The sequence below is a fragment of the Candidatus Fusobacterium pullicola genome, from assembly GCA_018883725.1.
Lineage (GTDB): Bacteria > Fusobacteriota > Fusobacteriia > Fusobacteriales > Fusobacteriaceae > Fusobacterium_A > Fusobacterium_A pullicola.
The window spans coordinates 1-22026 of the sequence record JAHLFN010000073.1; the positions used below are offsets into that span (position 1 = coordinate 1).

27 protein-coding genes are annotated in these 22026 nt (G+C 24.0%); 13 read left to right on the forward strand and 14 right to left on the reverse strand.

Going from position 1 to position 22026, the window contains the following annotated elements; translation table 11 throughout:
- The first annotated feature begins 154 nt into the window (after positions 1-154).
- Genes IAA47_08085 through IAA47_08095 form a run of 3 tightly spaced genes read left to right on the forward strand, consistent with a single transcriptional unit; the run spans position 155 to position 3702 of the window.
- Positions 155-424 carry a hypothetical protein gene (locus IAA47_08085; GenBank protein ID MBU3842918.1) on the forward strand — a complete coding sequence of 90 codons (270 nt, stop codon included), beginning with the start codon at positions 155-157 and terminating at the stop codon, positions 422-424.
- The gene (locus tag IAA47_08090; protein ID MBU3842919.1) at positions 384-2705 is read left to right on the forward strand and encodes a type IA DNA topoisomerase; all 2322 of its coding nucleotides are present in this window, start codon (positions 384-386) and stop codon (positions 2703-2705) included. The genes IAA47_08085 and IAA47_08090 overlap by 41 nt, the downstream gene beginning before the upstream one ends.
- 10 nt (positions 2706-2715) lie before the next feature.
- Entirely contained in the window at positions 2716-3702 is a 987-nt protein-coding gene (locus IAA47_08095; protein MBU3842920.1) for a DUF1738 domain-containing protein, read from the forward strand.
- A 31-nt stretch (positions 3703-3733) separates the two neighbouring features.
- On the opposite strand, the gene IAA47_08100 is transcribed toward IAA47_08095, so the two are convergent.
- Positions 3734-3814 (reverse strand): hypothetical protein, encoded by an 81-nt coding sequence (locus IAA47_08100; protein ID MBU3842921.1) that lies wholly within the window; start codon positions 3812-3814, stop codon positions 3734-3736.
- A gap of 299 nt (positions 3815-4113) precedes the next feature.
- On the opposite strand from IAA47_08100, the gene IAA47_08105 reads away from it, so the two are divergent.
- The 4 genes from IAA47_08105 to IAA47_08120 all read left to right on the forward strand — a co-directional run bounded on the left by IAA47_08105 (position 4114) and on the right by IAA47_08120 (position 6735).
- On the forward strand, positions 4114-4347 hold the full coding sequence (locus tag IAA47_08105) for a hypothetical protein (protein ID MBU3842922.1): 234 nt from the start codon (positions 4114-4116) through the stop codon (positions 4345-4347).
- A 4-nt stretch (positions 4348-4351) separates the two neighbouring features.
- Positions 4352-4585: a hypothetical protein gene (locus IAA47_08110; GenBank protein MBU3842923.1), complete on the forward strand. Its 234-nt coding sequence runs from the start codon at positions 4352-4354 to the stop codon at positions 4583-4585.
- Between the two features lie 23 nt (positions 4586-4608).
- Complete coding sequence (locus tag IAA47_08115) at positions 4609-5448, forward strand: hypothetical protein (GenBank protein MBU3842924.1); 840 nt, start codon at positions 4609-4611, stop codon at positions 5446-5448.
- Positions 5449-5952: 504 nt separating this feature from the next.
- On the forward strand, positions 5953-6735 hold the full coding sequence (locus tag IAA47_08120; protein MBU3842925.1) for a recombinase family protein: 783 nt from the start codon (positions 5953-5955) through the stop codon (positions 6733-6735).
- Between the two features lie 19 nt (positions 6736-6754).
- On the opposite strand, the gene IAA47_08125 is transcribed toward IAA47_08120, so the two are convergent.
- From IAA47_08125 to IAA47_08180, 12 genes are all read right to left on the reverse strand, one after another.
- Positions 6755-7144 (reverse strand): hypothetical protein, encoded by a 390-nt coding sequence (locus IAA47_08125; GenBank protein ID MBU3842926.1) that lies wholly within the window; start codon positions 7142-7144, stop codon positions 6755-6757.
- A 61-nt stretch (positions 7145-7205) separates the two neighbouring features.
- Entirely contained in the window at positions 7206-7586 is a 381-nt protein-coding gene (locus IAA47_08130) for a hypothetical protein (GenBank protein MBU3842927.1), read from the reverse strand.
- A 63-nt stretch (positions 7587-7649) separates the two neighbouring features.
- Positions 7650-7985: a DUF960 domain-containing protein gene (locus IAA47_08135; GenBank protein ID MBU3842928.1), complete on the reverse strand. Its 336-nt coding sequence runs from the start codon at positions 7983-7985 to the stop codon at positions 7650-7652.
- A 458-nt stretch (positions 7986-8443) separates the two neighbouring features.
- Positions 8444-9313, reverse strand: a complete 870-nt coding sequence (locus IAA47_08140) for an NYN domain-containing protein (GenBank protein ID MBU3842929.1) — start codon at positions 9311-9313, stop codon at positions 8444-8446.
- 10 nt (positions 9314-9323) lie between these two features.
- On the reverse strand, positions 9324-10043 hold the full coding sequence (locus IAA47_08145) for a hypothetical protein (protein ID MBU3842930.1): 720 nt from the start codon (positions 10041-10043) through the stop codon (positions 9324-9326).
- 1 nt (position 10044) lies between these two features.
- Positions 10045-11229 (reverse strand): ParA family protein, encoded by a 1185-nt coding sequence (locus IAA47_08150; GenBank protein MBU3842931.1) that lies wholly within the window; start codon positions 11227-11229, stop codon positions 10045-10047.
- Positions 11230-11293: 64 nt separating this feature from the next.
- Positions 11294-11434, reverse strand: coding sequence for a hypothetical protein (locus tag IAA47_08155; GenBank protein MBU3842932.1), 141 nt, complete (start codon positions 11432-11434; stop codon positions 11294-11296).
- A 160-nt stretch (positions 11435-11594) separates the two neighbouring features.
- Positions 11595-11912, reverse strand: coding sequence for a hypothetical protein (locus tag IAA47_08160; GenBank protein MBU3842933.1), 318 nt, complete (start codon positions 11910-11912; stop codon positions 11595-11597).
- Positions 11913-11965: 53 nt separating this feature from the next.
- The gene (locus tag IAA47_08165; GenBank protein MBU3842934.1) at positions 11966-12151 is read right to left on the reverse strand and encodes a hypothetical protein; all 186 of its coding nucleotides are present in this window, start codon (positions 12149-12151) and stop codon (positions 11966-11968) included.
- Positions 12152-12203: 52 nt separating this feature from the next.
- The gene (locus tag IAA47_08170; protein ID MBU3842935.1) at positions 12204-12818 is read right to left on the reverse strand and encodes a hypothetical protein; all 615 of its coding nucleotides are present in this window, start codon (positions 12816-12818) and stop codon (positions 12204-12206) included.
- Between the two features lie 516 nt (positions 12819-13334).
- Entirely contained in the window at positions 13335-13628 is a 294-nt protein-coding gene (locus IAA47_08175; GenBank protein ID MBU3842936.1) for a hypothetical protein, read from the reverse strand.
- 1 nt (position 13629) lies between these two features.
- Positions 13630-14865 carry a replication initiation protein gene (locus IAA47_08180; protein MBU3842937.1) on the reverse strand — a complete coding sequence of 412 codons (1236 nt, stop codon included), beginning with the start codon at positions 14863-14865 and terminating at the stop codon, positions 13630-13632.
- A 1026-nt stretch (positions 14866-15891) separates the two neighbouring features.
- Here IAA47_08180 and IAA47_08185 point away from each other — a divergent pair.
- Complete coding sequence (locus tag IAA47_08185) at positions 15892-17715, forward strand: MobA/MobL family protein (protein ID MBU3842938.1); 1824 nt, start codon at positions 15892-15894, stop codon at positions 17713-17715.
- Positions 17702-18244 (forward strand): hypothetical protein, encoded by a 543-nt coding sequence (locus IAA47_08190; protein MBU3842939.1) that lies wholly within the window; start codon positions 17702-17704, stop codon positions 18242-18244. The genes IAA47_08185 and IAA47_08190 overlap by 14 nt, the downstream gene beginning before the upstream one ends.
- 74 nt (positions 18245-18318) lie before the next feature.
- On the opposite strand, the gene IAA47_08195 is transcribed toward IAA47_08190, so the two are convergent.
- Entirely contained in the window at positions 18319-18909 is a 591-nt protein-coding gene (locus tag IAA47_08195; protein MBU3842940.1) for a tyrosine-type recombinase/integrase, read from the reverse strand.
- 92 nt (positions 18910-19001) lie between these two features.
- On the opposite strand from IAA47_08195, the gene IAA47_08200 reads away from it, so the two are divergent.
- The 4 genes from IAA47_08200 to IAA47_08215 are packed head-to-tail and all read left to right on the forward strand — an operon-like array spanning position 19002 to position 21939.
- Positions 19002-19319: a hypothetical protein gene (locus tag IAA47_08200; protein ID MBU3842941.1), complete on the forward strand. Its 318-nt coding sequence runs from the start codon at positions 19002-19004 to the stop codon at positions 19317-19319.
- A gap of 9 nt (positions 19320-19328) precedes the next feature.
- Positions 19329-20030: a type IV secretion system protein gene (locus IAA47_08205; protein MBU3842942.1), complete on the forward strand. Its 702-nt coding sequence runs from the start codon at positions 19329-19331 to the stop codon at positions 20028-20030.
- A gap of 8 nt (positions 20031-20038) precedes the next feature.
- Positions 20039-20791, forward strand: coding sequence for a TrbG/VirB9 family P-type conjugative transfer protein (locus IAA47_08210; protein ID MBU3842943.1), 753 nt, complete (start codon positions 20039-20041; stop codon positions 20789-20791).
- Between the two features lie 11 nt (positions 20792-20802).
- A complete protein-coding gene (locus IAA47_08215) occupies positions 20803-21939 on the forward strand; it encodes a TrbI/VirB10 family protein (GenBank protein ID MBU3842944.1) in 1137 nt (378 codons plus the stop codon).
- Positions 21940-22026 lie beyond the last annotated feature (87 nt).

The window sequence follows — 22026 nt, forward strand, 5'->3', positions numbered from 1 at the left end:
TAGACATAGTTAGTAACTACTCCTTTTCTTATTGTATTTCCCTCAAAATGAGGGAGGAAAAATAATCTTTGACAAATTATTATACTACAAAGGATTAGGAGTGGTTTACATAGATTTAAGTTAACAGAAACCGAAAAATTATAAGGAGGAATTTATGAGATTTAATAGATTATTTTATAAAACTAAACCAAGAGAAAATAGACAGTTTTTTAGATATGTATGTTTTAAAAAATTATTAATGAAACATATTCTTTTTTCACTCAATTTTAAGTACACATTTAATGATATAAAAAGTCTAAGAATGAGTAGAAATCTCAAAACTAAAATTCTTATAAAATTTAAAGATGGAGTAATTATTAAACTAACAAAAGGAGGAAATAAACATGAAGCTAATTATTGCAGAAAAGGAACAAGTTGCAAATAGTATTAGTAAATATTTAGAAACCTTAGGAGAAGTTACAACTAGAAAAAAAGGATATATTCAATCTCAAAACTACTATATTGTTTGGACATATGGACATTTATTAAAAAATAAATTTCCAGAAGAATATGATCCAAGATTGAAGGATTGGAAATATGAAGATTTACCACTTAAATTTGAGTGGGAATTATCTATTATTGAAGGTAAAGAATACTTATTTAATATTATTTCAGATATAATAAAAAAACCTGAAGTTCAATCTATTATTCATGCTGGAGATCCTGACTCTGAAGGACAATTAATAATTGATGAATTACTTAATTTTATAAATAATAAAAAGCCTGTTGAAAGAGTATTAATAAATGATACTACTTTAAATGGTATTAAAATAGCCTTTTCAAAAATTGAAGATAATAAAAATTATATTAATTTAGGAAAAAGTGCTTATGCTAGAAGTATAGGTGATTATTTAACAGGAATTAATTTAACTAGATTAGCAACATTAATTAATTTAGAAAATGAGATTGACTTAATTCGATTTGGTTCTGGAACTTTAACTATTGGAAGAGTTCAAACCCCAACTTTAAATTTAGTATATACTCGAGATCTGGAAATAGAAAACCATATTAAAAAGAAAATTTTTGAATTATTTTCTTCATTGGAAATTCAAAGAAAATCTAATCCAAAAGAAAGAGAAGAAATGTTACTTCAAAAAGAACTATATCAACAAAATTTCCACGATAAAGAATTAGGGAAAAAATATTGTTCTCAAATGATGAAACTGTTTAATGAACTTCAAAATAATTATACATGTAAGTTAAAATATCATTTACCCAATGAACAAAAAGAATTAGATCCACAATTTATTAAAACTCATTTAGAAGATACTATCAATTTATTAAAATCACAAAATGAGTTTAAAGTAGTAGTAAAAAAAGAATTGTCAAAAGAACCAGCTCCACTACCTTTTAACTTATTAAAATTACAACAGTATTGTTCTAAGAAATTTGATTATACTCCTGATGAAGTCATGGAAATTACCCAAAATTTAAGAGATAACTATAATTGTATCACATATAATAGATCTGATTGTCAATATTTAACATCAGCACAGTTTAGTGAAGCTCCTGAAACAATTAAACAAATTTTAAAAAATCTTGATTTATATGTTCCTGAAATAAGTACTCAAATTGTTTCAAAAGCTTTTGATGATTCTAAAATTTCTGCCCATACAGCTATTATCCCAACAAATATAGAACTAGATCTTTCTTTGTTGAGTGAGAAAGAAAAAAATGTTTATAAAGCAATATCAGATTATTATTTAATTCAATTTATGCCTAAAGCTCTAAAAGAAAAGACAACTGTAAGTCTATCTTTCTTTACAGAAAATGACTTTTCATCGTCTTCTTCAAAATATATAGAATTAGGGTATAGAGCATATTTAAGAGATAAATTAGAAGATGAGGACGAAGAAAAAAGTGATATTCATAAATTACTTGCTGGAACTTACAGTGCTAAATACATAGAAAGTAATATTATTGAAAAAGAAACTACCCCTCCTAAAAGATATACTTATGAAACACTTCTTGGAGATATGAATAGTATTTCTAAATATGTAGCAGATCCAAAAATTAGAGAAATATTAAAAGCTAAAGACAAAGATATTGAAGGAGCAAATGGATCAATAGGAACTCCAGCTACTGTATCAACAATCTTAAAAAATTTATTTGAAAGAAAATATATAGAAAAGAAAGATAAAACAATAAGAACTACTGATATAGGGAGAGAATTTCTAAAAACACTTCCTGATGAATTAAAGAAACCTGATATGACAGCATTATGGTGGACATATCAAGAAGAAATAAAAAAAGGAGCAGATCCTAATGTATTAATAGATAATGTTTATGAAGCAGTTAAAAAAATAGTAGACAATAAAGAAATAGTACCTCTTCCTGATAAATTTAAAAAGAGTGTAGAAAAAGAAAGTTTTGGAAATTGTCCTATTTGTAATAGTCCTATTTATAAAGGAAAAACTAAATCTGGACTAATCAATTATTATTGTAGTAATTATAAAAATGGTTGTACTTTCTCTTTATGGGAAAAAATGAAATATTTTGATAACACTATAAACATTACTGATGGTAGAGCTAAATCTCTACTAAATAATCAACATATTACAATCAAGCTAAAAACTAAGTCTGGTAAAGAATACTCTGGAAAATTAAAATTAAAAATCAATAAAGTTAATGATAAAAATTATATAAATTTTGAACCTATAAAATAAGGAGAAAAATATGAAAAAAACAGCTTTTGATATAGTTATAGAAGAAAGAAAAAAACTGGTTAATAGAATTATTGAAAATATGGAAAAAGGATATTTTTTTACAAAAAATGGGTGGAGCAACTTAGCTGTTCTTCCACAAAATCCAGTATCAGATCTACATTATAAAGGAGGAAATAGATTTAAATTAATGCTTGAAGCTATTGATAACAATTATCAAGATCCTCGTTGGTTGACATTTAAACAAGCTCAAGAGAATAATTGGAAAATAAAAAAAGGAGCAAAAGGAATACTATGTGAAAAATGGATTTTTACAAAAAAAGTAAAAGAAAAAGATGAAGATGGTTTAGAAAAAGAGGTAGAAAAAACTTTATCTAAACCAATAGTAAACTATTTTATTGTTTTTAATGCTGAACAAATAGAGGGGATTCCTCCATATTCTAAAACTGTTTTTACTAAAGATGATATATTAAAAACTGTGGATAATTTTATTAAATCTTCAGAAGTTAAAATAAGAGAAATTGCTCAACCAGAAGCTTATTATTCCCCATCAAAAGATGAAATAGTTCTTCCTATTAGAAAAGCTTTTAAATCAGAAGAAGCTTTTATGAGAACAACTTTACATGAAATGTGTCACAGTACAGGGCATGAAAGTAGATTAAATAGAGATCAAACAGGGCATTTTGGAACACCAAGTTATGCTAAAGAAGAGTTAGTAGCAGAATTAGGAAGTCTATTTACTGAAACATCTTTAGGTTTTAAAATTGAAGGAGAACATTTCAACGATCATAGTAATTATTTAAAATCTTGGATTGAAGCATTAAAAAATGACTATAATGAATTATTTAGAGCTTGTTCTGAAGCAGAAAAAGCCTCAAGTTATTTATTAGAAAGATATAATGAATATGAAAAAAATAAAGAAAAATCAAATGAAAAAACAAATTCTAAAAAAATAATTAAAAGAAAATCTAAAGACAAAGAAGATGATTTTGAACTATAAAAAGAGTCTTTATTGGCTCTTTTTTATACCTTTATATTAATCCTTCTTCTCTAAAGCTGAAATAGTTGGTATTATTAACTAATATATGATCTAAGACTTCTATTTCCATCATATGATTTTTAAAATAATAATAATTATTATTAATAAAAAAACAAGAGATTTTTCTCTTGTTACCTTTTAGTCCATAAGTCTATAAAAGTATACTTTTATAGACTATTAGATTTTATACAAAAAACAATAATATTTTAGTCTTTTTTAGTCTTTAAATTATATTTTTTGAAACATAGGTTTTATAGACTTATTTGGACTTTTTTTAAAAAAAATGCTATAATATTTATGAGAATTGAATTTATTAACTTGAAATGAAAAAGAGGTTTACACTTAACTAATATAGCAGAGTTGGTGAAATAAATGGGATTTTGGGTATGTAATGAATGTGAAGGTAAATTAAAAATAATTTTAACTGAAATATTGCTTAAAGATTATAATATTGATAAAAAAGGAAAACCTATCGGAAAATGTTTAAAAAAATCTTTATCAAAAGAATATAATCAAGTAAACTACCATTGTACAAAATGTGGCAGAAGTTATTTTTCTGATACTAAGTTAGTAGATGTAGCAAAATGGCAAGAAAAGGAGAGGTAAAAATATGATTAAGATAAAAGAAATTAGAGTAGAAAAAATTGAAGATATTTTAGAAAAGCAGAATGAACTTTTAGAAGAAGATGAGAATTATACTTTTAGAATAATTCCTGTATTTCTAACAGGATATTCTTTAGAAGTTTATCTTCCAAAAGACTATAAACTATATGATATGTTAAATGGATTTTATAACTCATTTAGAGAAGAAGTTCAAAAATTAGAAGATATAAATAAAAAGTAGAACCATAAAATACTGGAGGAAAAATGGGGTATATATTACATAAAGGAAAAGTTATGCAAATATCAGAGGATAGAAAATATAAAGGTTACTGTTCACAGAACTGCAAATCTTCTTATACTTATGATGGACAGAAATATTGTGCACCTTTTTGTGATGAAGCATATAAAAGGTTAGCTGAATGTTATGAAGCTGAAAAACCAATAAAATTTTTAAAAGAATTTAGTGGTTTTATCAAAACCAAAGAAGAAATAAAAGATGAATATAGATTAAGATGGGGACATCTATATAAATTTAAAGGATTTACCTATAAAAGAGGAAAAATATTTGTATGTATTATAGGAGAAACTAATAGCAAGGAAGAATATCCTCAAGAATATTTTGATTGGGAAGATTTAGAAGAAAAAGCTAATTTATTTATGAAAAAAAATATTATCTCTAATAATACTAATAGTGGAGATATTATAGTACAGGGTTCTGTTGAAAAAACTATTATCAATGGAAAAGTTTATAAAGGAAACAATATAAAAATTTCCAATAATCAAGTATTTGTTGATGGAAAATTAGTCAATGAAGCTCTAAATGATGAAAAAAATATTAAAAAAGACTTATTCCAAGATATAGAAGATAGAGGAATAGGATATATAGGAGTATTAGAATCTATTATAAAAGAAATAGAATCATATGGAAATGAAACTATTTTAAAAGAATGTTCTCTTCCTAATAAAACTTGGGAAGAAACTAAAGAAGAATATATCAGATATTATACAGATGATACTTTTGAAACATATTGGCTATGGACAAGTATAGCTGAATTAAGTAATAATTTAGCTGAAGCTTTCAGATTAGCTATGAATAACCAATAGTAGAAGAGTTAAAACAAAAGGATATAGAATTTATAAGAAATTACTATTTTAAAAAATTACACCATAGAATTTAAAAAAGGAGAAAAAATGATAATATATTTTTTTATATATATCTGGTTTTTTTATGATGTATATTATTAAATTAGGAAAATTAATATTAGAAGAAAATTTTAATTTAAAAAAACTTTTTTCAAAAGAAATACAATTAGATTATATTAAATTGTTAAGTATAATTTTTATTGGAAATATTATCAGTAAGAAAAAAGGTATATTTTTAATAAAATCTTTTTTAGAAGATATAATTCAAGCAATATTAATACAAGGATTTTTGCTAGTTTTGTTAGTAATAGTTTTTAAAATAGTTAAATTAAAACCTTTTAATATACTTTTAGATAGAAGTAATATTCTTTTTTGTTTATTCGCTACAATGCTTACTATATATTTTATACATATCTCTTATTAAGAAGTTATTTGATAGAAAAATTATTAAAAAGGATAAATAATATGAAATATGGTTATATTCGTGTATCAACAAGACAACAAGATGAAACTAGACAAAGAACAGCTCTTATTTCATCTGGAGTACCTTTAGAAAATATCTTCAGTGATAAAAGTAGTGGTACTACTTTTGTAGGAAGAGAAGCTTGGGAAAAACTTCTTGCTAAAGTAGTAATAGGAGATATTATTGTAATAAAGGAACTTGATAGACTTGGAAGGAATAATGAAGAAATAAAAAATAATTTTGAATTATTAGATAAAAAAGGAGTTTATTTAGAGTTCTTAGAACAACCTTTACTCAATACATTTGGGATGAGTAAATTGGAAAGAGAACTTTTACAACCTATTGTATTACATCTTCTTGGTTATTTTGCTGAAAAAGAAAATGAAAAAAGGAATATTAGACAAAGTGAAGGATATGCTAATTTACCAAGAGATTCAAAAGGAAGAATGATTAGTCGTAAAACTGGTAAACCAGTTGGACGTCCTAGTGCCTTAGATAACTTAACATCAGAACAACGAAGAGCTATCGAATTATTTACAAATTCTCAAATATCTTTAGAAGAATGTATAAAACTTAGCAATCTAAAAAGAGCTACTATTTTTAATATAAAAAAAGCTCTTTTTCCAAGTACTCCTAAAAAAAGCAAAAAGAAAATTATGACTGAAGATATGAAAAAAAATATTCAACTATGGTTAGATAAAAAAATATCTTTAGAGGAATGTATAAAAAGAACTGGATATAGCCGTTCTTATCTATTCAACTTTAAAAAATCAGAAAATAAGTAAGGGAAAATTATATTTTCCCTTACTTATTTAACATTTTATTTAATATTTCTTTTGTTTCTAATACTTCTTCAATTTCTTTATCTGTAAGTCCATCAAGTAATTCTTCTAGTTCATTCTCTTGTTTTATTATTTTTTCAATCTCTTCTAATTTTAGCTCATATATTGAATAACCTTTATTTTTTATTAACTCTTCTAATCTTAATACCTGTTGTACTAAGTCATCATTAGCACAAGCATAATAATTACCTATTCTAAAAAAGTAATATTTTTTTTTAAACCATTCACAAAAAGCTATGTTGAAATTTTTTTCTTCCACCATTTCATTAAAAAAACTTCTCAAAATTTCTTCCCTACTTCCTTCTATTTCTAGCATTTTTTCTGGGTCATCATATAATCTAATATTTAACATTCTCAATTCCTCCTTTTTTATGAGGGTATATCCTTTAGATATACCCTCTTCTTTAGATCTACTATTTTTCAACTTTATCATTTAATAAATTATCTATCTCTTCTATTACATACTCTCTAAAAAAATTTTCAACCTCTTTTTCAAGTTTTTTCTTTTTAATAATTTCTTCTACCTCTTCTAGTTCAAGCTCCTCTATATCGTACCCTTCATTTTCTATTATTTTTTTTACTTCTTCTATCTGTTCCCCTAATCTTTCCTCTGCATAAACATAAATATTTCCTATTGATTTAAAAGGTAAATTTTTTTTACACCATTGATAAAAAGAAAGATCTAAATTTTTTTCTTCTATCATTTCATTAAAAAAGTTTCTTAAAATATCTTCACTACTTCCTTCTACTTCTATCATTCTTTTTATATCATCATATAATCTAATATTTAACATTCTCAATTCCTCCTTTTTTATGAGGGTATATCCTTTAGATATACCCTCTTCCTTTTTTTAGTCTTAATATTCGCTTGGGTACATTATTGTCCAGTATTCTCCGAATTTTTCATCTTCTCCTAAAACACACCATAATTTTTTTTCAGTTGTTTTATGTCCTAATTCAAATTCTCTTTTATTTTTTGGTTCTTCTTGTCTATTTACCATTTTTGTATCTTTAAACTCAAAGATTTGGAAATAATCTAGTCCTTTTTCTTTTTCTTCTTCTTCTCTTAATCTGATCGCTGATACTATCATCATTACTTCTCTTACGTCAATTTCTGTTTGTACCCCTTTAGTGATAAAGATATGTCTGTACCCTTCTAATTTAGTTGATGTGTAAGTTGCTGTTGTCATCATAATAAAACCTCCTAATTTTTATAAACTATCTTGTTAAGGATCTACACCTTCCCCATCAAAATAATTTTTTTCTTTTTTTTATTTTTTAGATAGCCGAGAAAGAGCCAAATTTTCTGAAAAAATCAATATTTTTTAGAAAAGTTTTTATGGAACAGAGTGGAGAAAAAAGTTTTCTAAAAACTCAAAGAGCATGATGTTGATTTTTTCTCTCAAAGAGAAAATTTGCAATAATTCGAAGGCTGAAAAATAAAAAAAGAGATCCAATAAAAAAAAGAACTGACTTTTGATGTCAGTTCTTCCTTTTTCTTTATAAAATGAAAAATCCCTCTATATCGAGGGATTTTTCTTCAATTCATTTAAAATTCAATTCACATAAGTTCAATTCATTTAAGTTTCAATTCATTGTACTACTTCAATTCCTGTAATTTATTTTACCATTTTATTAACTATTTGTCAATTTAATTTCTAACTATAGAGTAAGATTTTTCTATTTCTTTTTCTAAAAATTCTACTGCTTTTTCTTTAGTAAGTATATCTCCTTCTACAAATAAATTATTATTTAAATAAACTTCTTTTTTACTTGTTGGATAGACACTATATAAATCTTTCTCATTATATTTATATTTATAGACTTCTAATTTTAAATTTTGTACTGCATTTTTATAATGATATAGAATTTCATAATTAGGTAATTTAAAATATGGAATATTTGATTTTATAATATATTCTAAATCTCTATTTTTTAAAACTCTTGTGTTATCTACATAATCTTCCAAACTTTTTACAATATTCTCTTCATATTTTTTATAATTTTTTATTTCATTTTTAATTTTTTCTTCCTCTATTTTAAAAACTGTTTCTTCCAATATATATATTTCATCTGGGAAATTTCTTAAATTGATATCATAACTATTTTGATTAGTTAATAAATATACAAACTCTTTATATCTTTTTATAATTTTTATCAAAGGTGTCATATCTTTATCATTTGAAATGATAATAAATCCATCTATATTAGAATTTTCATATAATTCTTCTAATAAATCTGTTGTTATTTTTAAATCTGAATAATTTTTTCCTTTATTAGATGTATGATAAGTTTCTATCCCATATTCTTGCAATTTTGATTGATGATGGCTTTGGTATAAATCATCAATATCAAAATTACAATATACTTTTATATCCAATATTCTTAAACATTTTTCTTCACACCATTTTTTTAATTTTTCAAAAAATAAAGTTCCTATTAGATTTTGATTATTTTTTATTAAAGTTTTATGTAGATTTTCATAATCTATAAAAATCATAACATTCTTTTTTTCACCCATATTTTAACTCCTAATTTATTTCTTGTAATACTTTTTCTATTTTTATTAAATACTTTTGTAATTCATTAATTTTACTACTATTTTTTTCAGTTATTCTTATTTCTTTTACTTTTTCTTGTACTTCCCCTAATTTCATAGAAAAATCTTCTATATTAAATGCTGGAAGTATTTCTATATCATCTGTTACAACTATACTTTCTTTATATTCTAATTTTTTTAAGCTTTTAAACTCATCTTTAGTTATTTTTTTATCCTCATATTCTATTGTCAATCTATTTAAAAAATCAGGATTTTTATCCAAATATTCTATATCTTCATCACTTATTACTGCTATAAGTGATTTTAAATTTTCATTTTTTAAATCTCTATAATATTGGTATCTCTTTCTATATCTTCTAGCTGTTTTAGGATTTACTCCTACTAGCTTTAGATATTCATTATAATAACTTGTATATTGATTTGCATTTTCTCCATTTCCAAGTATTTCAAATACCTTTTGAAAATGTTCTCCATACCATAATTTACTTGTTGCTGTATAGTTGATGAAGTCAAATATACTCTCTCTTAATTTTTGATTTACTCCTTCATCTTCTGTTATATTTGCTATTGATAAATCTAAATCTTCCATTTTTAATATTTTTTTCTCTTCTAATGAAGTAGTTTTTACTTCATTTTTTCTAATTTGTATTTGTTGTCTTAATGATATTAAATCTGGTCTACCTTTTCCCATACTATCCCTCTATTTCTTCTATTAATATTCTTAATAATTCCGTTAATTTTTCTTGAACAGGTATTAATCTTTGGTCGCCACTTTCCCAAATAGTTTTACTATCATTCAATAATTTAGTAATAATAGCCATTCTTTTAATAGGTTCTGGACAATATATCCCTGTATCTTTTACTATTTTTTGTACTTCTTCATAATATTCTTTTTCTACTGTTGTATCGTCATATCTATTAAAAAGTATTGAAGCAACTTTATTGACTCCTGCCTCTTCTATGGCAGTAACTATTCCTTTTACAGTAAATTTATCAGCATAAGCAGGAATAATAAGTTTAGTTGCTTGATTCAATATTATTTGGTCTATTTTTTCTGTTGGAGGACTATCTATTATTATACAATCATAATTATGATTTTTTCTTACCTCTTTTATGAAATTTTCAAAATTTTCTTTTGTTTTAGCTGTTGCAGTAAATGGACTTTCTAATGGAATATAATCTACATTTTCTCTTACTTTAACTAATTCCCCTGTTCCATATTTTATCCAATATTTTAATCCTTTACAATTTTTATTTATTTTATATTCATCTTTGTCAAAAGTTTTATATATTTTTTCCATTTTTTCTGTTTTCTCATTTAACTCGCTTTTACTTTTTAAAAGCATATCTAAAGCGTCATTTTGAGAGTCTAATGTTATAAATAATACTTTAATTCCTGTTGCTCCTAATCCAGTTGCTATTTGTGTTGAAAAAAATGTTTTTCCTACTCCACCTTTAACAACTTTAAATGCAAATATTGGTAATAATTTATTTTCCAATTCCACTTTTTCCTCCTTATAAGGTCTAATAACTATTTTATCTTCATATATTATCATATCTACTATATTATTTTTTTCTAATTCCCATTTTTTTGCTATTCCTAATGGAATTAATAATTTGAATAAACCTTTTGATTTTTCATAACTTAATTTAGAAATATTTTTCATATATATTATATTTTCTTCAACTTTAGTTATTTGTTCTGCTATTCCTAGTATTACTGGTTTTAAAATTATTTCATTATTTATATATTCTAGTAATACTTGATTATTTTCTTCTGATAAATTTAAAAGATTATTTAAGTCTTTATTCAGATTTATTCTAGCATAATTTAATCTTCCATCAGTTTTATAATTAATTGTTACTCTTTTTTCCATATATTTTATCCCTTTCAATAAGATTTTACAAGGGACAAATCTGTCCTTTGCAAATTATCTTAAACTATTCTTTGTTTTCTACTAATTTTTTTAACTCTATAAAAGGCATATTTTTTACTATTGTATATCCTTCCATAAAGTTTTCTCCTAAATGCAATTCTATTCCTAATTGCATAATAAAGCTATTTAATTTTGATAATTTCATAATATCACTCCCTTGTATTTTTTGTAAAAGAATGATATAATAATATTTGCTAGATACATTATATCATTTGAAAGCTATCTTATTTGCCAGATAAGGTAGCTTTTATTTTATATTATAATTATATAATATTTTGAGTGTTTTGTCAACCCACTTTTTAAAATTAGTTAAGGACTATTTCATACCATAACATATCTTTTTCTTCTTCCTTTTTTGAATATAATTCTACATCTTTTCTATGTTCTATTGTTATTCCTGAAAATAAATTATTTTTAGATAGTTCAGTATTTAATATCTCTTCTTTCATTACTGCTTTAATATATACTTCTCTTAAAGCTTGAAATATTTTTAATTGATTTTCATTTAATGTAGTTGCTCCAATTTCTCTAGCACATAATTCTATGGCTTTTTCTTCATAAAATTGATATTCTAAGTCTGTTAATTCGTTATATCTATTATTTATTCTTTGTGATTGATTCATAATTTTATCCCTCCTATTTTGCAAGGGACAAATCTGTCCCTTGCATTTTTATTTTAATCTACTGCTATTTCTAATGCTTTTGATGGTACTTCTAAGATTTCGTTATTTTTACATCTAAGAAATTTAACTTTGTTTAATGTTATTTCTAGTATTTTTATTTTTTCGTCTTGAAATAATATTATATTCCCTATCTCTACTTCTAAAGGCTGAATAACATAAATTTTATTTAATTTTAACATAATTTTTTCCTCCTAATTTTGTTGAGGGGAAAGAAAAATTTCTTTCCCTTTCTTATACTTCTATAAATTTTAAATTTGGATTTTTTATTATTATTGTTTTTGAATATCCTGCTACTAATAATATTACTTCTTTACTTTTTTCTACAAAAGCACTATTAAAATAATTTATGACATCATACATAATTTCCACACTTGTCATTTTTACACCTTTAAAATAATTCATAGCATAATCATAAGCATAGTCATCACTATATGAAGATTCAATTTCTCCTATTGTGTCTACATGTGATAGGATTTTTTTAATTTGAGTTTTTGTTAATCTTCTTCCTGTTCCAGCTTTTAATTTTATTTCTAATTCTCCTTCTATTCTTTTAAAAAAAGGATTAAATGTATTACTCTTTTTGAAAGTATCATGTTCAAACTCTTCTTGAGGTAGGACTTTTATAACTTCTTCAATATCAATAGTATTATATTTTTCTAAAATATTTTTTAATACTGTTACTGAATTATCAACAGTAGTCTTATAATATGATATTAAATTTTGAAAATCTCTAATTCTAAGACTACCTTCATAACAACCTATTTCATATTCTTTTCCTTTTTCTTTTTGATAAAAAAATGTTCCTTTTCTAATTTCTTCCAATGATTTTATTGTTTCTATTCTCATCTTGAAACCTCCTAATTTTTATAAACTATCTTGAAGTAGGAACAGTTGAAGTTTTTTACACTCTCCCCATCAAAATAATTTTTTCTTTTTTTTATTTTTTAGATAGCCAAGAAAAAGCAAATTTTCAAGTAAAATCAACATTTTTTAGAAAAATTTTTATGGAACAGAGTGGAGTAAAAAATTTTCTAAAAACTTGAAGAGCCTGATGTTGAATTTACGACTGAAAGGAAGAAAATTTGTGATAATTCGAAGGCTGAAAAATAAAAAAGAATTGAAATAGATACAGGAATTGACTCTTGAGGAAGTTCTACATTATTTATAAAAAAATTACCTCGTAAAATCGTTTTTAAGACCCCTCCAAGAGAAAAAAGGTATAAAACTATGACTAATTTTTTACTTTTAAATGAAAATAAATTAAATTTATAAAAAAACTACACCCTCCATCTTAGATGTCTAAGATTTTGGGTGCAGTACATTTCTTCCTTGCTCTCTCTTCCTAATGATATTATTTTTTAATTATACTAGTTTTGACAATAGATAATCATGAATTTCTATATTCCATTTTTGTATTAAATTAGCTCCATAATATACTCCAAAGAAAAATAAAGTATTGAATAAAACAATCCATTTTTTATCATTGTCTGTATAAAATGTTACTAACATAACAATAAAAGAAAAATGAGCTATTAACTTCAAAAATAAATTAAGTATATTAAAAACAAATATTATACTGATAATTCTTCCAATAAACCAATTTATAAATAATGCTACAAGTATTAAAAATCTAACTCCCTCTTTTTTTATTTCCATATTATTTCTCCCCTTTTTCTATCTTTTCAATAGCATTAGATAAATACTTTTTTAATGTTGAATAGTATAAATCTTTTTGTTTTTCTTTCATTTCTAACATAACTTCAATATTAAAAGCTGGAATATCTTTTTCTAAATCATTTAGTGCTATTTCTTCAACTTTAAGTTTTGTATACTCATCTAAATCTTCAAATTTATTTTTAGGTTCTATATTAGTCTTTTTTCTTTTACTTTCTGATTTAGAAGATAATTCTTTAACTTCCTCTACTTCAGATACTACTAACTTAGGTTCTGCTTTGGAACTTTCTATTGTTTTTATCAAATAATTTATATTTTTAAATTCTGTATTTATATTTTTATAAGCAAATTTTAATCCTTCTATTACTACCTTTTCTTTTTGAAAATGATTCAAGATTTTTTGTAGATTTTTAGCATTTAAAAAAGGTTTTATAAATCTATTTTGCATAGCTTTTTTTATAGCATTATCTAATTCTTCAGAGATTACTACTTCTTTTTTGCTCTTACTACGAGTTCTTTCTTTTTCTACTTTCCAAGAGAATTTTAATTTTTTTATACTTTTCCCTTCTTTTATTTTTTCTATTTGAAAATCAGGAAAATATTTTTCAAGGTCTTGCTTAATAGGTTTTAGTACTCTCACATCAACATGAGTCATTCTATATGTTGTAGGAACTCCAAGCTCTTCTCTAAATTTTTCTATTGAAATCTCATACCAACCAGTACTACTGAACTGCTTCAATAGTCTAAATAAATTTTTTGAATAAGTTGAGTTTAGTTGTGAAAATTGAATTAAATCCATTTTGCTATATTGCTGTATAAAATTATTTAACATATAACTAAAACTATCATTTACTTGTATAACAATATTTTTTTCTGTATGGTCTATACTATACATATTAAATAATACAAATGCTGTTGTTTTCTTTTCACTTTTGAACTTCAATTTCATAGTCAGTAATTTATCATTAATACTCTCAAGATATTCTGTAAATCTAGCAATACCAACATGATTATAATTTATAATCTTTTTTAATTCATCAAAATTTATTTCTAATATATTGGTATTTTGTTCATTAGCTTTATAACAAAGAGCAAAAAATAAATCTAATTCTTTTTCCTTGAACTTACTAAAGTTTAATAAATTTAGGTCATTATGATACTTAACTTCGTATTGCACTATATTAGTACACTCATTGCTTTCTTTTTTAGTTCTTCCCATATAAAATCTCCTAAATATTTTTACACAAGACAACTTTTTTTTTATATGTTGCCTTATATTATTATAATACTATATTTTTCAATGATTTTCAATAGAAAAATTAATTTTTTTTAAAAACCAAAATGATGTCTTAACTAATCCAATAAGTTGCCTTAAATAATCCAAAATGATGTCTTAACCAATCCAATAAGTTGCCTTGAACAATCCAAAATGATGTCTTATAAAAAATAAAAACCTTGAAAAATTAAGGTTCTTAAATCCAAAATGTTGCCTTAATATGTTTCAGAGATTAGGAAAATTAAGGGTTTTGAAGGGGGTAAAATTATTTAAAAGATTATATTAAAAGATTATATTAAAAGATTCTCTAAAAAAATTATTTTTAAAAGAAGAATTACTTTATAAAATAATAAATTAAAAAAAATTATAGCAAATAAAAAAATTTAAGAAAAAATAAAAACCAACATATTAATATTAATTTAAAGCTTTTAATTTATTGAATAAAGAGATTTTAAATAATTAAATGATAAAACTATTGATTAAAACATTGAAATGGGTTTAAAATATATTTAAGAGCTTTATAGCCATTATAGAAAAGAACTAAATTTGATAGGAGGCATAAGTAAATATTTTATACAAAGTATGCAACTCTTATTAAGTTTAATTATACACAAAAAAGTATTATTTTTCAATAGATTTCAGTAATCTAATTTTTATTAATAAAGACATCATTTTGGATTTAGTACAAAAAACTTGAAATATTTAAAAATATAGGTTACAATTTGAATAACTCAAAAATTGAAAAAATAGGCAAACTAATAGACATTATCTTCGCTCCAAGTGTCCCTAACCTTAGGAAAGTAAAGAGCCGAGTTTTAAAAACCTGCGTTGAGCAGTTTTTTAAAATAGAAGATAATGCACGATTAAGCATATTAAAAATATGCTATCGTGATATATCAATTTTGCAAATTGAACTCTTGCGAGTGGAAAATTACTTTATTAACTTTTTAGAATGAAAGGAGGATTATTATGGCTATATTCAATTTTCATATGGATACTAGTAAAAAAAGTGGATTAGCAAAATATAACTATAATTCACGTAATGGTAAATATTCATATAAAGAAGATTTTTTATACTCTGCTAGTTATAATCTTCCTGAATTTTGTGAAGGAAAAGCTGAAAAGTTCTGGGAAGCTGGAGATTATTATGAAGGTGTTGATAGAACAAAATATAGAAAAATTGAATTTTCATTACCAACAGAATTATCAGATGAAGAAAATATTGAACTTGCAGAAAAGTATGCCAAAGAATTATTAGGAAAAAATTATGTTTATTCTTTAGCGATTCATAAAAAAGAGAGTTCAAAAGAAGGAATAAATAATATTCATTGCCATATAATTTTTTCAGAAAGAAAATTAGACGGAAAAGAAAGAGAAGAAAACTTTTTTTTTAAACGTCCAGATTTTGGGGGATTAGAGAAAGATAGAAATTTGCAAAGCAAAAAATTTTTATACCATACTAGACAATTATGGGAGAAAATTGCTAATGAAAAATTAAGAGAAAAAAATATAGAATTAATTAATTCAAAATCTTTATACGAACAAAAGTTAGAAGAATTAAGAAAAAAAAATCATTTAAAAGCTGAAATGCTAGACAGAGAACCTGTAAATATATCTGGAAAACTTTATTATAAATGGAAAAATAAATTTAGATTATCAGATGATGAAAAAAAGGCAGTAGATAAATTTAAATTAGCTAGAATTATAAAGGAAATTAAAGAGGAACATTATAAAATTAAGTTGGAGAAATATAAAAATACTAAACAAGAAACACTTAATTTAGAAATGTTCAATTTAGTCATGGAAAAACATATAGTAATAGAAAAATTAGAGAAAGACAAAGCTAAAATTGAATACATGCAATCTAATATGAAAAATATTACTAAGAATATAATGAATAGACAAGCCCATGCTGAAAGAATAAAAGAATTTGAAGAGCTAAAATCTCAAATGAATTATAATGATAGATATATGAAGTTAGAAGAGTATTTTAAAAATTATAATGAGTTTGAAATTCTTAAAAAGAATAATATTCAAAATAAAAGATATATGGAATTGAAAGAATATTTTATTAGTATAGAAATAAAAGATATTTATGATGAAAATAAATTACTTAGAAAACAAGTATTTATAAATAATAAATATAATCTTGCTAAAGAAAAAATTATCAGAAGATTATATGAACTAGAAGAATTTTCTGATGAAAAATTATATGACTATTATTCTAATTTATCAACTAAAGAAAAAGAAAAATATTATAATACACTTCAAAGTGAATTAAAAGTCTTAAATGAAAAAAAATCAAAAATAGATGTTCTTGTTGATAAAGCTAAGAAAGAAGCTGATATAAAAAATATTAGGACTTCAATTTATGATATGAAAACAAATGGAGATTATTCAAAAATAATTATTGAAATTGAAAGATTAAATAAAGATAAGCTTAATAATATTGAAAAAATAGAACAATTAGAAAAACTTCAACAACATATCCATTCTAAAAATATAGATAAGGAAGCTAATGAAATTTTAAAAGAAAAAAGAGAAAATTTAAAAACTCTTCGTATTGAACAAGATAGTATTAATAGTAGTATAAAAATAAATAAACAAAAAGTATTTAGATGGAAGAAGTTACAACAATTTGAGAGTATAACTACTCCTAAATTAAGGAATGAAAAGAAAAGTTTTGAAATTACTAATTTAAAAAACAAATTAAAATCAATTTTAGGAGGTACTTCTTTAAGACATAGAGGAAGTTTAAAAATAAAAAAAGATGATGACTATGAGAAAGAATAATATGGAAAAGCTAGAAATAAAAAAAATAAAATTAGAAAAAATTAATAATCGACTGGAAAAAACTCTTCGAGAAATAAAAAAATTGGAGAGTATAGAGAATAAAAATTTGAATAAATTACTTAGAAAACAAAGAACACATAATTTAATATTAGCAGGAACTATTTTAGAAATAACTTTAGGTTTAGAGAAAGTCTTAGATAAACCTAATTATCATTCTTTAATTGGATATATTTTAAATTATGATAATATCTCTTTAGATGAAAAAAACAAATTATCCCAACTTGGAGAAGCCTTTCTAAAACAAAGAATAGAAGATACAAAAAAAATAAATCAAAATATCATAATAGAAGAAATAACTGAAGAGCAAATAAGAACTTTATTGGTTCTCTCTAAAGATTATTTAATTTTTAAATATATGAGAGATAAAATGAATAAAAATTTTTTAGAATATCTAACAAAAGCTCAATATGAAGAAATTATTTCCAAAATCAAAAATGGAGAAATAAAAAAATTAGAAAAAAATATTTAAAAAGGAAGGAGAAGGAGAAAACCTTCCCTTTTGATAAAATGAACTTTATAGCCATTATATTTTAAATTATAAGATTATAATAATGTATTTTTCATAATGTTAGCTATATCATCTTCTTCTATTCCAATGTACCTTAATGTAATTTTAGGACTACTATGATTAAATGCAATCATAAGTAGTCCTATATTTTTAGTCTTTTTATAAACTGCATATCCCCATGTTTTTCTTAAACTATGAGTTCCTATTTCATATTCTATTTTTAAATCTAATTTAGCTTTTCTTAAATATTGAATTACAGCAGAATAAGAAATAGAATTATTTGGATTAAATGAAGATTTAAATAAGAAAGAATTACATTTAATTTTCTTACTTTTATAATATTCTTTTAGTTCTTTTATACTTTGCATACACACCTTATTAAAATAAATAACTTTACTTTTACCTGTTTTTATTTCCTCTATCTTAGCTCGATTTTTATTAACATCTTCAAATTTTAAATTTAGTATATCAGATATTCTCAATCCTGTATTAAGTCCAATATTAAAAATAGACAAAATAATTATTTTATTATTATCTCTAAAATATTCTTTTAACCTAATAATATCATTGGAATTAATGTATCTAACTTCTTGTCCTTTTTTATTTCCAGTACTTTTAATCTTCATAAATTCTCCTTTATAGTGTTTTAAATAGGTGCATATTTTGTATAAAATATGCACCTATTTTATATTTAATATTTTACAGGAGGTAAAGAAAAATGAAAAGAAAAATTTTCAAAAACAAAAAACTATTATTATTAGCACTATTTATAATAAGTGCTATCGTAACTCAAGGAACTTTAGCTGGGCTTGATGTTGTTGATACTCTAGAGAAAGGATTGGAATTTACGCAAACAATAGGTTATTTTGTTTTAGCAATAGGAATAGTAACATTCATACTCAACATGTTCCTTGGAAGTCGTTCAATGCCAGTAGCCGTTATAGGTGTAGGAGGAATAATAGCAGGGTGGGCTATGGCAAATGTTGAAACAGCAGTAACATGGTTTACGAACCTTTCAGCTGGAGCTTGTTTTTAAGGAGGAATAATGAACTTTCTAATGTCAAGCTTTAAAAATAAGAAAAAACAAAAATTAGAGATTAATGGAGAAGAACCTAAAAATATTATTTTGCACTTAAAAAAAGAAAATCATAACTTGAAGTTATTATTAGCTTTATCCTTATTAACTACTACATTTTTAGGATATGGATTAGTTGAAAATTCTAAAGCTAATGGAATACAAACATTTTTAGTAGAGAGAATTGGAAAAGAATATGTAGTAGCAGGAGATATTGAAAAATTAGCTTCACAGAAAAAGATGATTCCAGAAGAGCAAATTATAAGTACACTTTTCTCTTTTATTGAGAAAACTAAGTTATTAACATCAGATATTAAATTATATGAAAAAAATTTAGAGAAAGCTAAATATTTGATGACAGAGAATACTAAAAATAAATCAAATTTATATTTGATGTCAGATGATTATAAAGAATTTGTTAAAAAACAATATAGAGTAGAGCCTGTATTCTTAACAGGAGTTAAATTGGATTCTGAAAATTCTTATCAATTAAGATGGAAATTAAGAATAAGTGATAAAGATGGAAATGTAAAGTTTGAAAAAATTTATATGGGTATATTTACTATTAAATTTATTACCGAAATGAAAAGTCCATTAGAGGTAGTAAACAACCCATTAGGAATAAAAATTATTGATTTTGTTCAAACAGAAGAATTTGAACATAAAAAATAGGAGAGATTATGAAAAAAATATTTATATTTTTAACTATTTTAAGTTCTCTAGCATTGGCAGGAGAACAAAGATTAAAAACAGATTTAATAGTATCAGCTAAGAAGCAGGAAGTTAAAGAACAGATTTTTTTACAAAATAATATCTACAAAATTTATGCTAAACCATTGGTTGCAACAGCTATAAATTTTAGAGATACAGAACAAGTAAAAAGTATTATTTTTGGAGATAGTTACTACTGGAATGCAATAAATCAAGGTAATCAAATTGTAATAAAACCATTGGAATATGGAGTAAGTACAAATTTATTTGTAACAACTGATAGAGAGAAATATTATTTTAATGTTGTTTCTTCTAAAGAAAATAGCAATATATTTAATCCAGTTATTAACTTTATATATCCTCAAGATAAAATAGCTGAACAAAATAAAATATTAGAACAAAAAAAATATGAAATTCCTTTAAGTGTAACTAATATTGAAGATATGAATTTTCAATATAGATGGAAGAAAAACTTAGAATGGAGTCCTATTTCAATTTCTGATGATGGTGAAAGAACTTATATTTATTTCTCTGAAAAAACTGAAGATGTCCCTGCATTTTATATGAAGGGAAACGACGGAAAACCTTCTATCATAATGGCAAACGTAAAAAGAAATCAATCAGGACAAAAGGTTATGCAAATTAATAGAACATTCAAGGAAGGATATTTAAGATTGAATAATAAAGATATAAAAATAATTAATCAAAAAAGAGATAGATAGGGGGACTTTCTATGAAGCTAAAAGAAAATATAAAGAAAGCTATCCCAAAGGGCGAAGGTAGAGAAGTCAATTATAAGAATATTTTTGGTTTAATTTTAATAATTTTATTTTTAATTTTTTCTTCAATTTATATAAAAGGCTGTGGAAAAGAAGAGAAAAAAGAAAAAGTAGATAATAATTTACAACAAATGAATGCTGGAAAAAATAACATTATAGAATATCTGACAGCTAAAGATAAAGAAGAAATAACAAATGAAGGAAATCCAGTACTTGAAACTATAAAAATTGAAGAAGAAAAAGAAGTAGAAAATATAGTAGAAACAAATTATGTTGATGAGCTAATGATGGAGAGATTAAGAATAGAACAAGCAAGAAAGACAACTCCTCTTTCTCCTATTTTATCAAGAGGGAATACTCGAACTTCTAATAATAATGATTCTTTAAGTTTAACATTTCCAGATTTAGTTATTCCACCATATCCAGATATGGAAGGCGACCCTAATTATCAAAAAAAGAAAGCAGAATTTTTAAAAAATGCGTCCATAAATGATTTTGTATTACAAAAACCATTAACAGCTCCAATTTCTCCTTTCGAGGTTAAAGCAGGGACTATAATTCCAATTACATTAGTAACAGGAATAGTAACTGATAACCCCGGGGACGTTTTAGGGTATGTTCAAAATGATGTTTATGATACAGCGACTGGAAGAGTATTACTTATTCCAGCAGGAAGTATTGTAATGGGTAAATATAATTCAAATGTAAGTTTTGGACAAGACAGGGCTCAAGCAGTATTTAATAGAATTACATTACCTAATATGAAGTCTATTGATATTGGGGCTATGAATGCTACTGACAGAATGGGACAAAGTGGATTAAAAGATAAAGTAGATGCAAGATTAGCAGATGTATTTATGTCTGTACTTATGTCAGCAATATTAGGGGCTGGAACAGCAGTTGTAACAGAAGATAAAGATGATGGCTGGAAAACATCAGCAGGGCAAGGAGCTGGAGAACAAGCAATAAATGTAGGAAATATTTATGCAACTAAAACATTAAATGTTCAACCAAAAATTTGGATTCGTCCAAGTGTAACAGCAGGATTATTTGTAAGTAAAGATATTATATTAGAACCTTATGAAGATTAAGTTTATGCTACTCCTTTTGTTATAAGGAGTAGCTTTAAAAATAAAATAGAGGAAATATAAATAATATTTTTTGTATCTTATTTTTAA

Excerpts from the sequence above, each read along its gene's own strand:
- IAA47_08085 (MBU3842918.1), top strand. The coding sequence starts at position 155 with ATGAGATTTAATAGATTATTTTATAAAACTAAACCAAGAGAAAATAGA.
- IAA47_08090 (MBU3842919.1), top strand. The coding sequence starts at position 384 with ATGAAGCTAATTATTGCAGAAAAGGAACAAGTTGCAAATAGTATTAGT.
- IAA47_08095 (MBU3842920.1), top strand. The coding sequence starts at position 2,716 with ATGAAAAAAACAGCTTTTGATATAGTTATAGAAGAAAGAAAAAAACTG.
- IAA47_08100 (MBU3842921.1), bottom strand. The coding sequence starts at position 3,814 with ATGATGGAAATAGAAGTCTTAGATCATATATTAGTTAATAATACCAAC.
- IAA47_08105 (MBU3842922.1), top strand. The coding sequence starts at position 4,114 with ATGGGATTTTGGGTATGTAATGAATGTGAAGGTAAATTAAAAATAATT.
- IAA47_08110 (MBU3842923.1), top strand. The coding sequence starts at position 4,352 with ATGATTAAGATAAAAGAAATTAGAGTAGAAAAAATTGAAGATATTTTA.
- IAA47_08115 (MBU3842924.1), top strand. The coding sequence starts at position 4,609 with ATGGGGTATATATTACATAAAGGAAAAGTTATGCAAATATCAGAGGAT.
- IAA47_08120 (MBU3842925.1), top strand. The coding sequence starts at position 5,953 with ATGAAATATGGTTATATTCGTGTATCAACAAGACAACAAGATGAAACT.
- IAA47_08125 (MBU3842926.1), bottom strand. The coding sequence starts at position 7,144 with ATGTTAAATATTAGATTATATGATGACCCAGAAAAAATGCTAGAAATA.
- IAA47_08130 (MBU3842927.1), bottom strand. The coding sequence starts at position 7,586 with ATGTTAAATATTAGATTATATGATGATATAAAAAGAATGATAGAAGTA.
- IAA47_08135 (MBU3842928.1), bottom strand. The coding sequence starts at position 7,985 with ATGATGACAACAGCAACTTACACATCAACTAAATTAGAAGGGTACAGA.
- IAA47_08140 (MBU3842929.1), bottom strand. The coding sequence starts at position 9,313 with ATGGGTGAAAAAAAGAATGTTATGATTTTTATAGATTATGAAAATCTA.
- IAA47_08145 (MBU3842930.1), bottom strand. The coding sequence starts at position 10,043 with ATGGGAAAAGGTAGACCAGATTTAATATCATTAAGACAACAAATACAA.
- IAA47_08150 (MBU3842931.1), bottom strand. The coding sequence starts at position 11,229 with ATGGAAAAAAGAGTAACAATTAATTATAAAACTGATGGAAGATTAAAT.
- IAA47_08155 (MBU3842932.1), bottom strand. The coding sequence starts at position 11,434 with ATGAAATTATCAAAATTAAATAGCTTTATTATGCAATTAGGAATAGAA.
- IAA47_08160 (MBU3842933.1), bottom strand. The coding sequence starts at position 11,912 with ATGAATCAATCACAAAGAATAAATAATAGATATAACGAATTAACAGAC.
- IAA47_08165 (MBU3842934.1), bottom strand. The coding sequence starts at position 12,151 with ATGTTAAAATTAAATAAAATTTATGTTATTCAGCCTTTAGAAGTAGAG.
- IAA47_08170 (MBU3842935.1), bottom strand. The coding sequence starts at position 12,818 with ATGAGAATAGAAACAATAAAATCATTGGAAGAAATTAGAAAAGGAACA.
- IAA47_08175 (MBU3842936.1), bottom strand. The coding sequence starts at position 13,628 with ATGGAAATAAAAAAAGAGGGAGTTAGATTTTTAATACTTGTAGCATTA.
- IAA47_08180 (MBU3842937.1), bottom strand. The coding sequence starts at position 14,865 with ATGGGAAGAACTAAAAAAGAAAGCAATGAGTGTACTAATATAGTGCAA.
- IAA47_08185 (MBU3842938.1), top strand. The coding sequence starts at position 15,892 with ATGGCTATATTCAATTTTCATATGGATACTAGTAAAAAAAGTGGATTA.
- IAA47_08190 (MBU3842939.1), top strand. The coding sequence starts at position 17,702 with ATGAGAAAGAATAATATGGAAAAGCTAGAAATAAAAAAAATAAAATTA.
- IAA47_08195 (MBU3842940.1), bottom strand. The coding sequence starts at position 18,909 with ATGAAGATTAAAAGTACTGGAAATAAAAAAGGACAAGAAGTTAGATAC.
- IAA47_08200 (MBU3842941.1), top strand. The coding sequence starts at position 19,002 with ATGAAAAGAAAAATTTTCAAAAACAAAAAACTATTATTATTAGCACTA.
- IAA47_08205 (MBU3842942.1), top strand. The coding sequence starts at position 19,329 with ATGAACTTTCTAATGTCAAGCTTTAAAAATAAGAAAAAACAAAAATTA.
- IAA47_08210 (MBU3842943.1), top strand. The coding sequence starts at position 20,039 with ATGAAAAAAATATTTATATTTTTAACTATTTTAAGTTCTCTAGCATTG.
- IAA47_08215 (MBU3842944.1), top strand. The coding sequence starts at position 20,803 with ATGAAGCTAAAAGAAAATATAAAGAAAGCTATCCCAAAGGGCGAAGGT.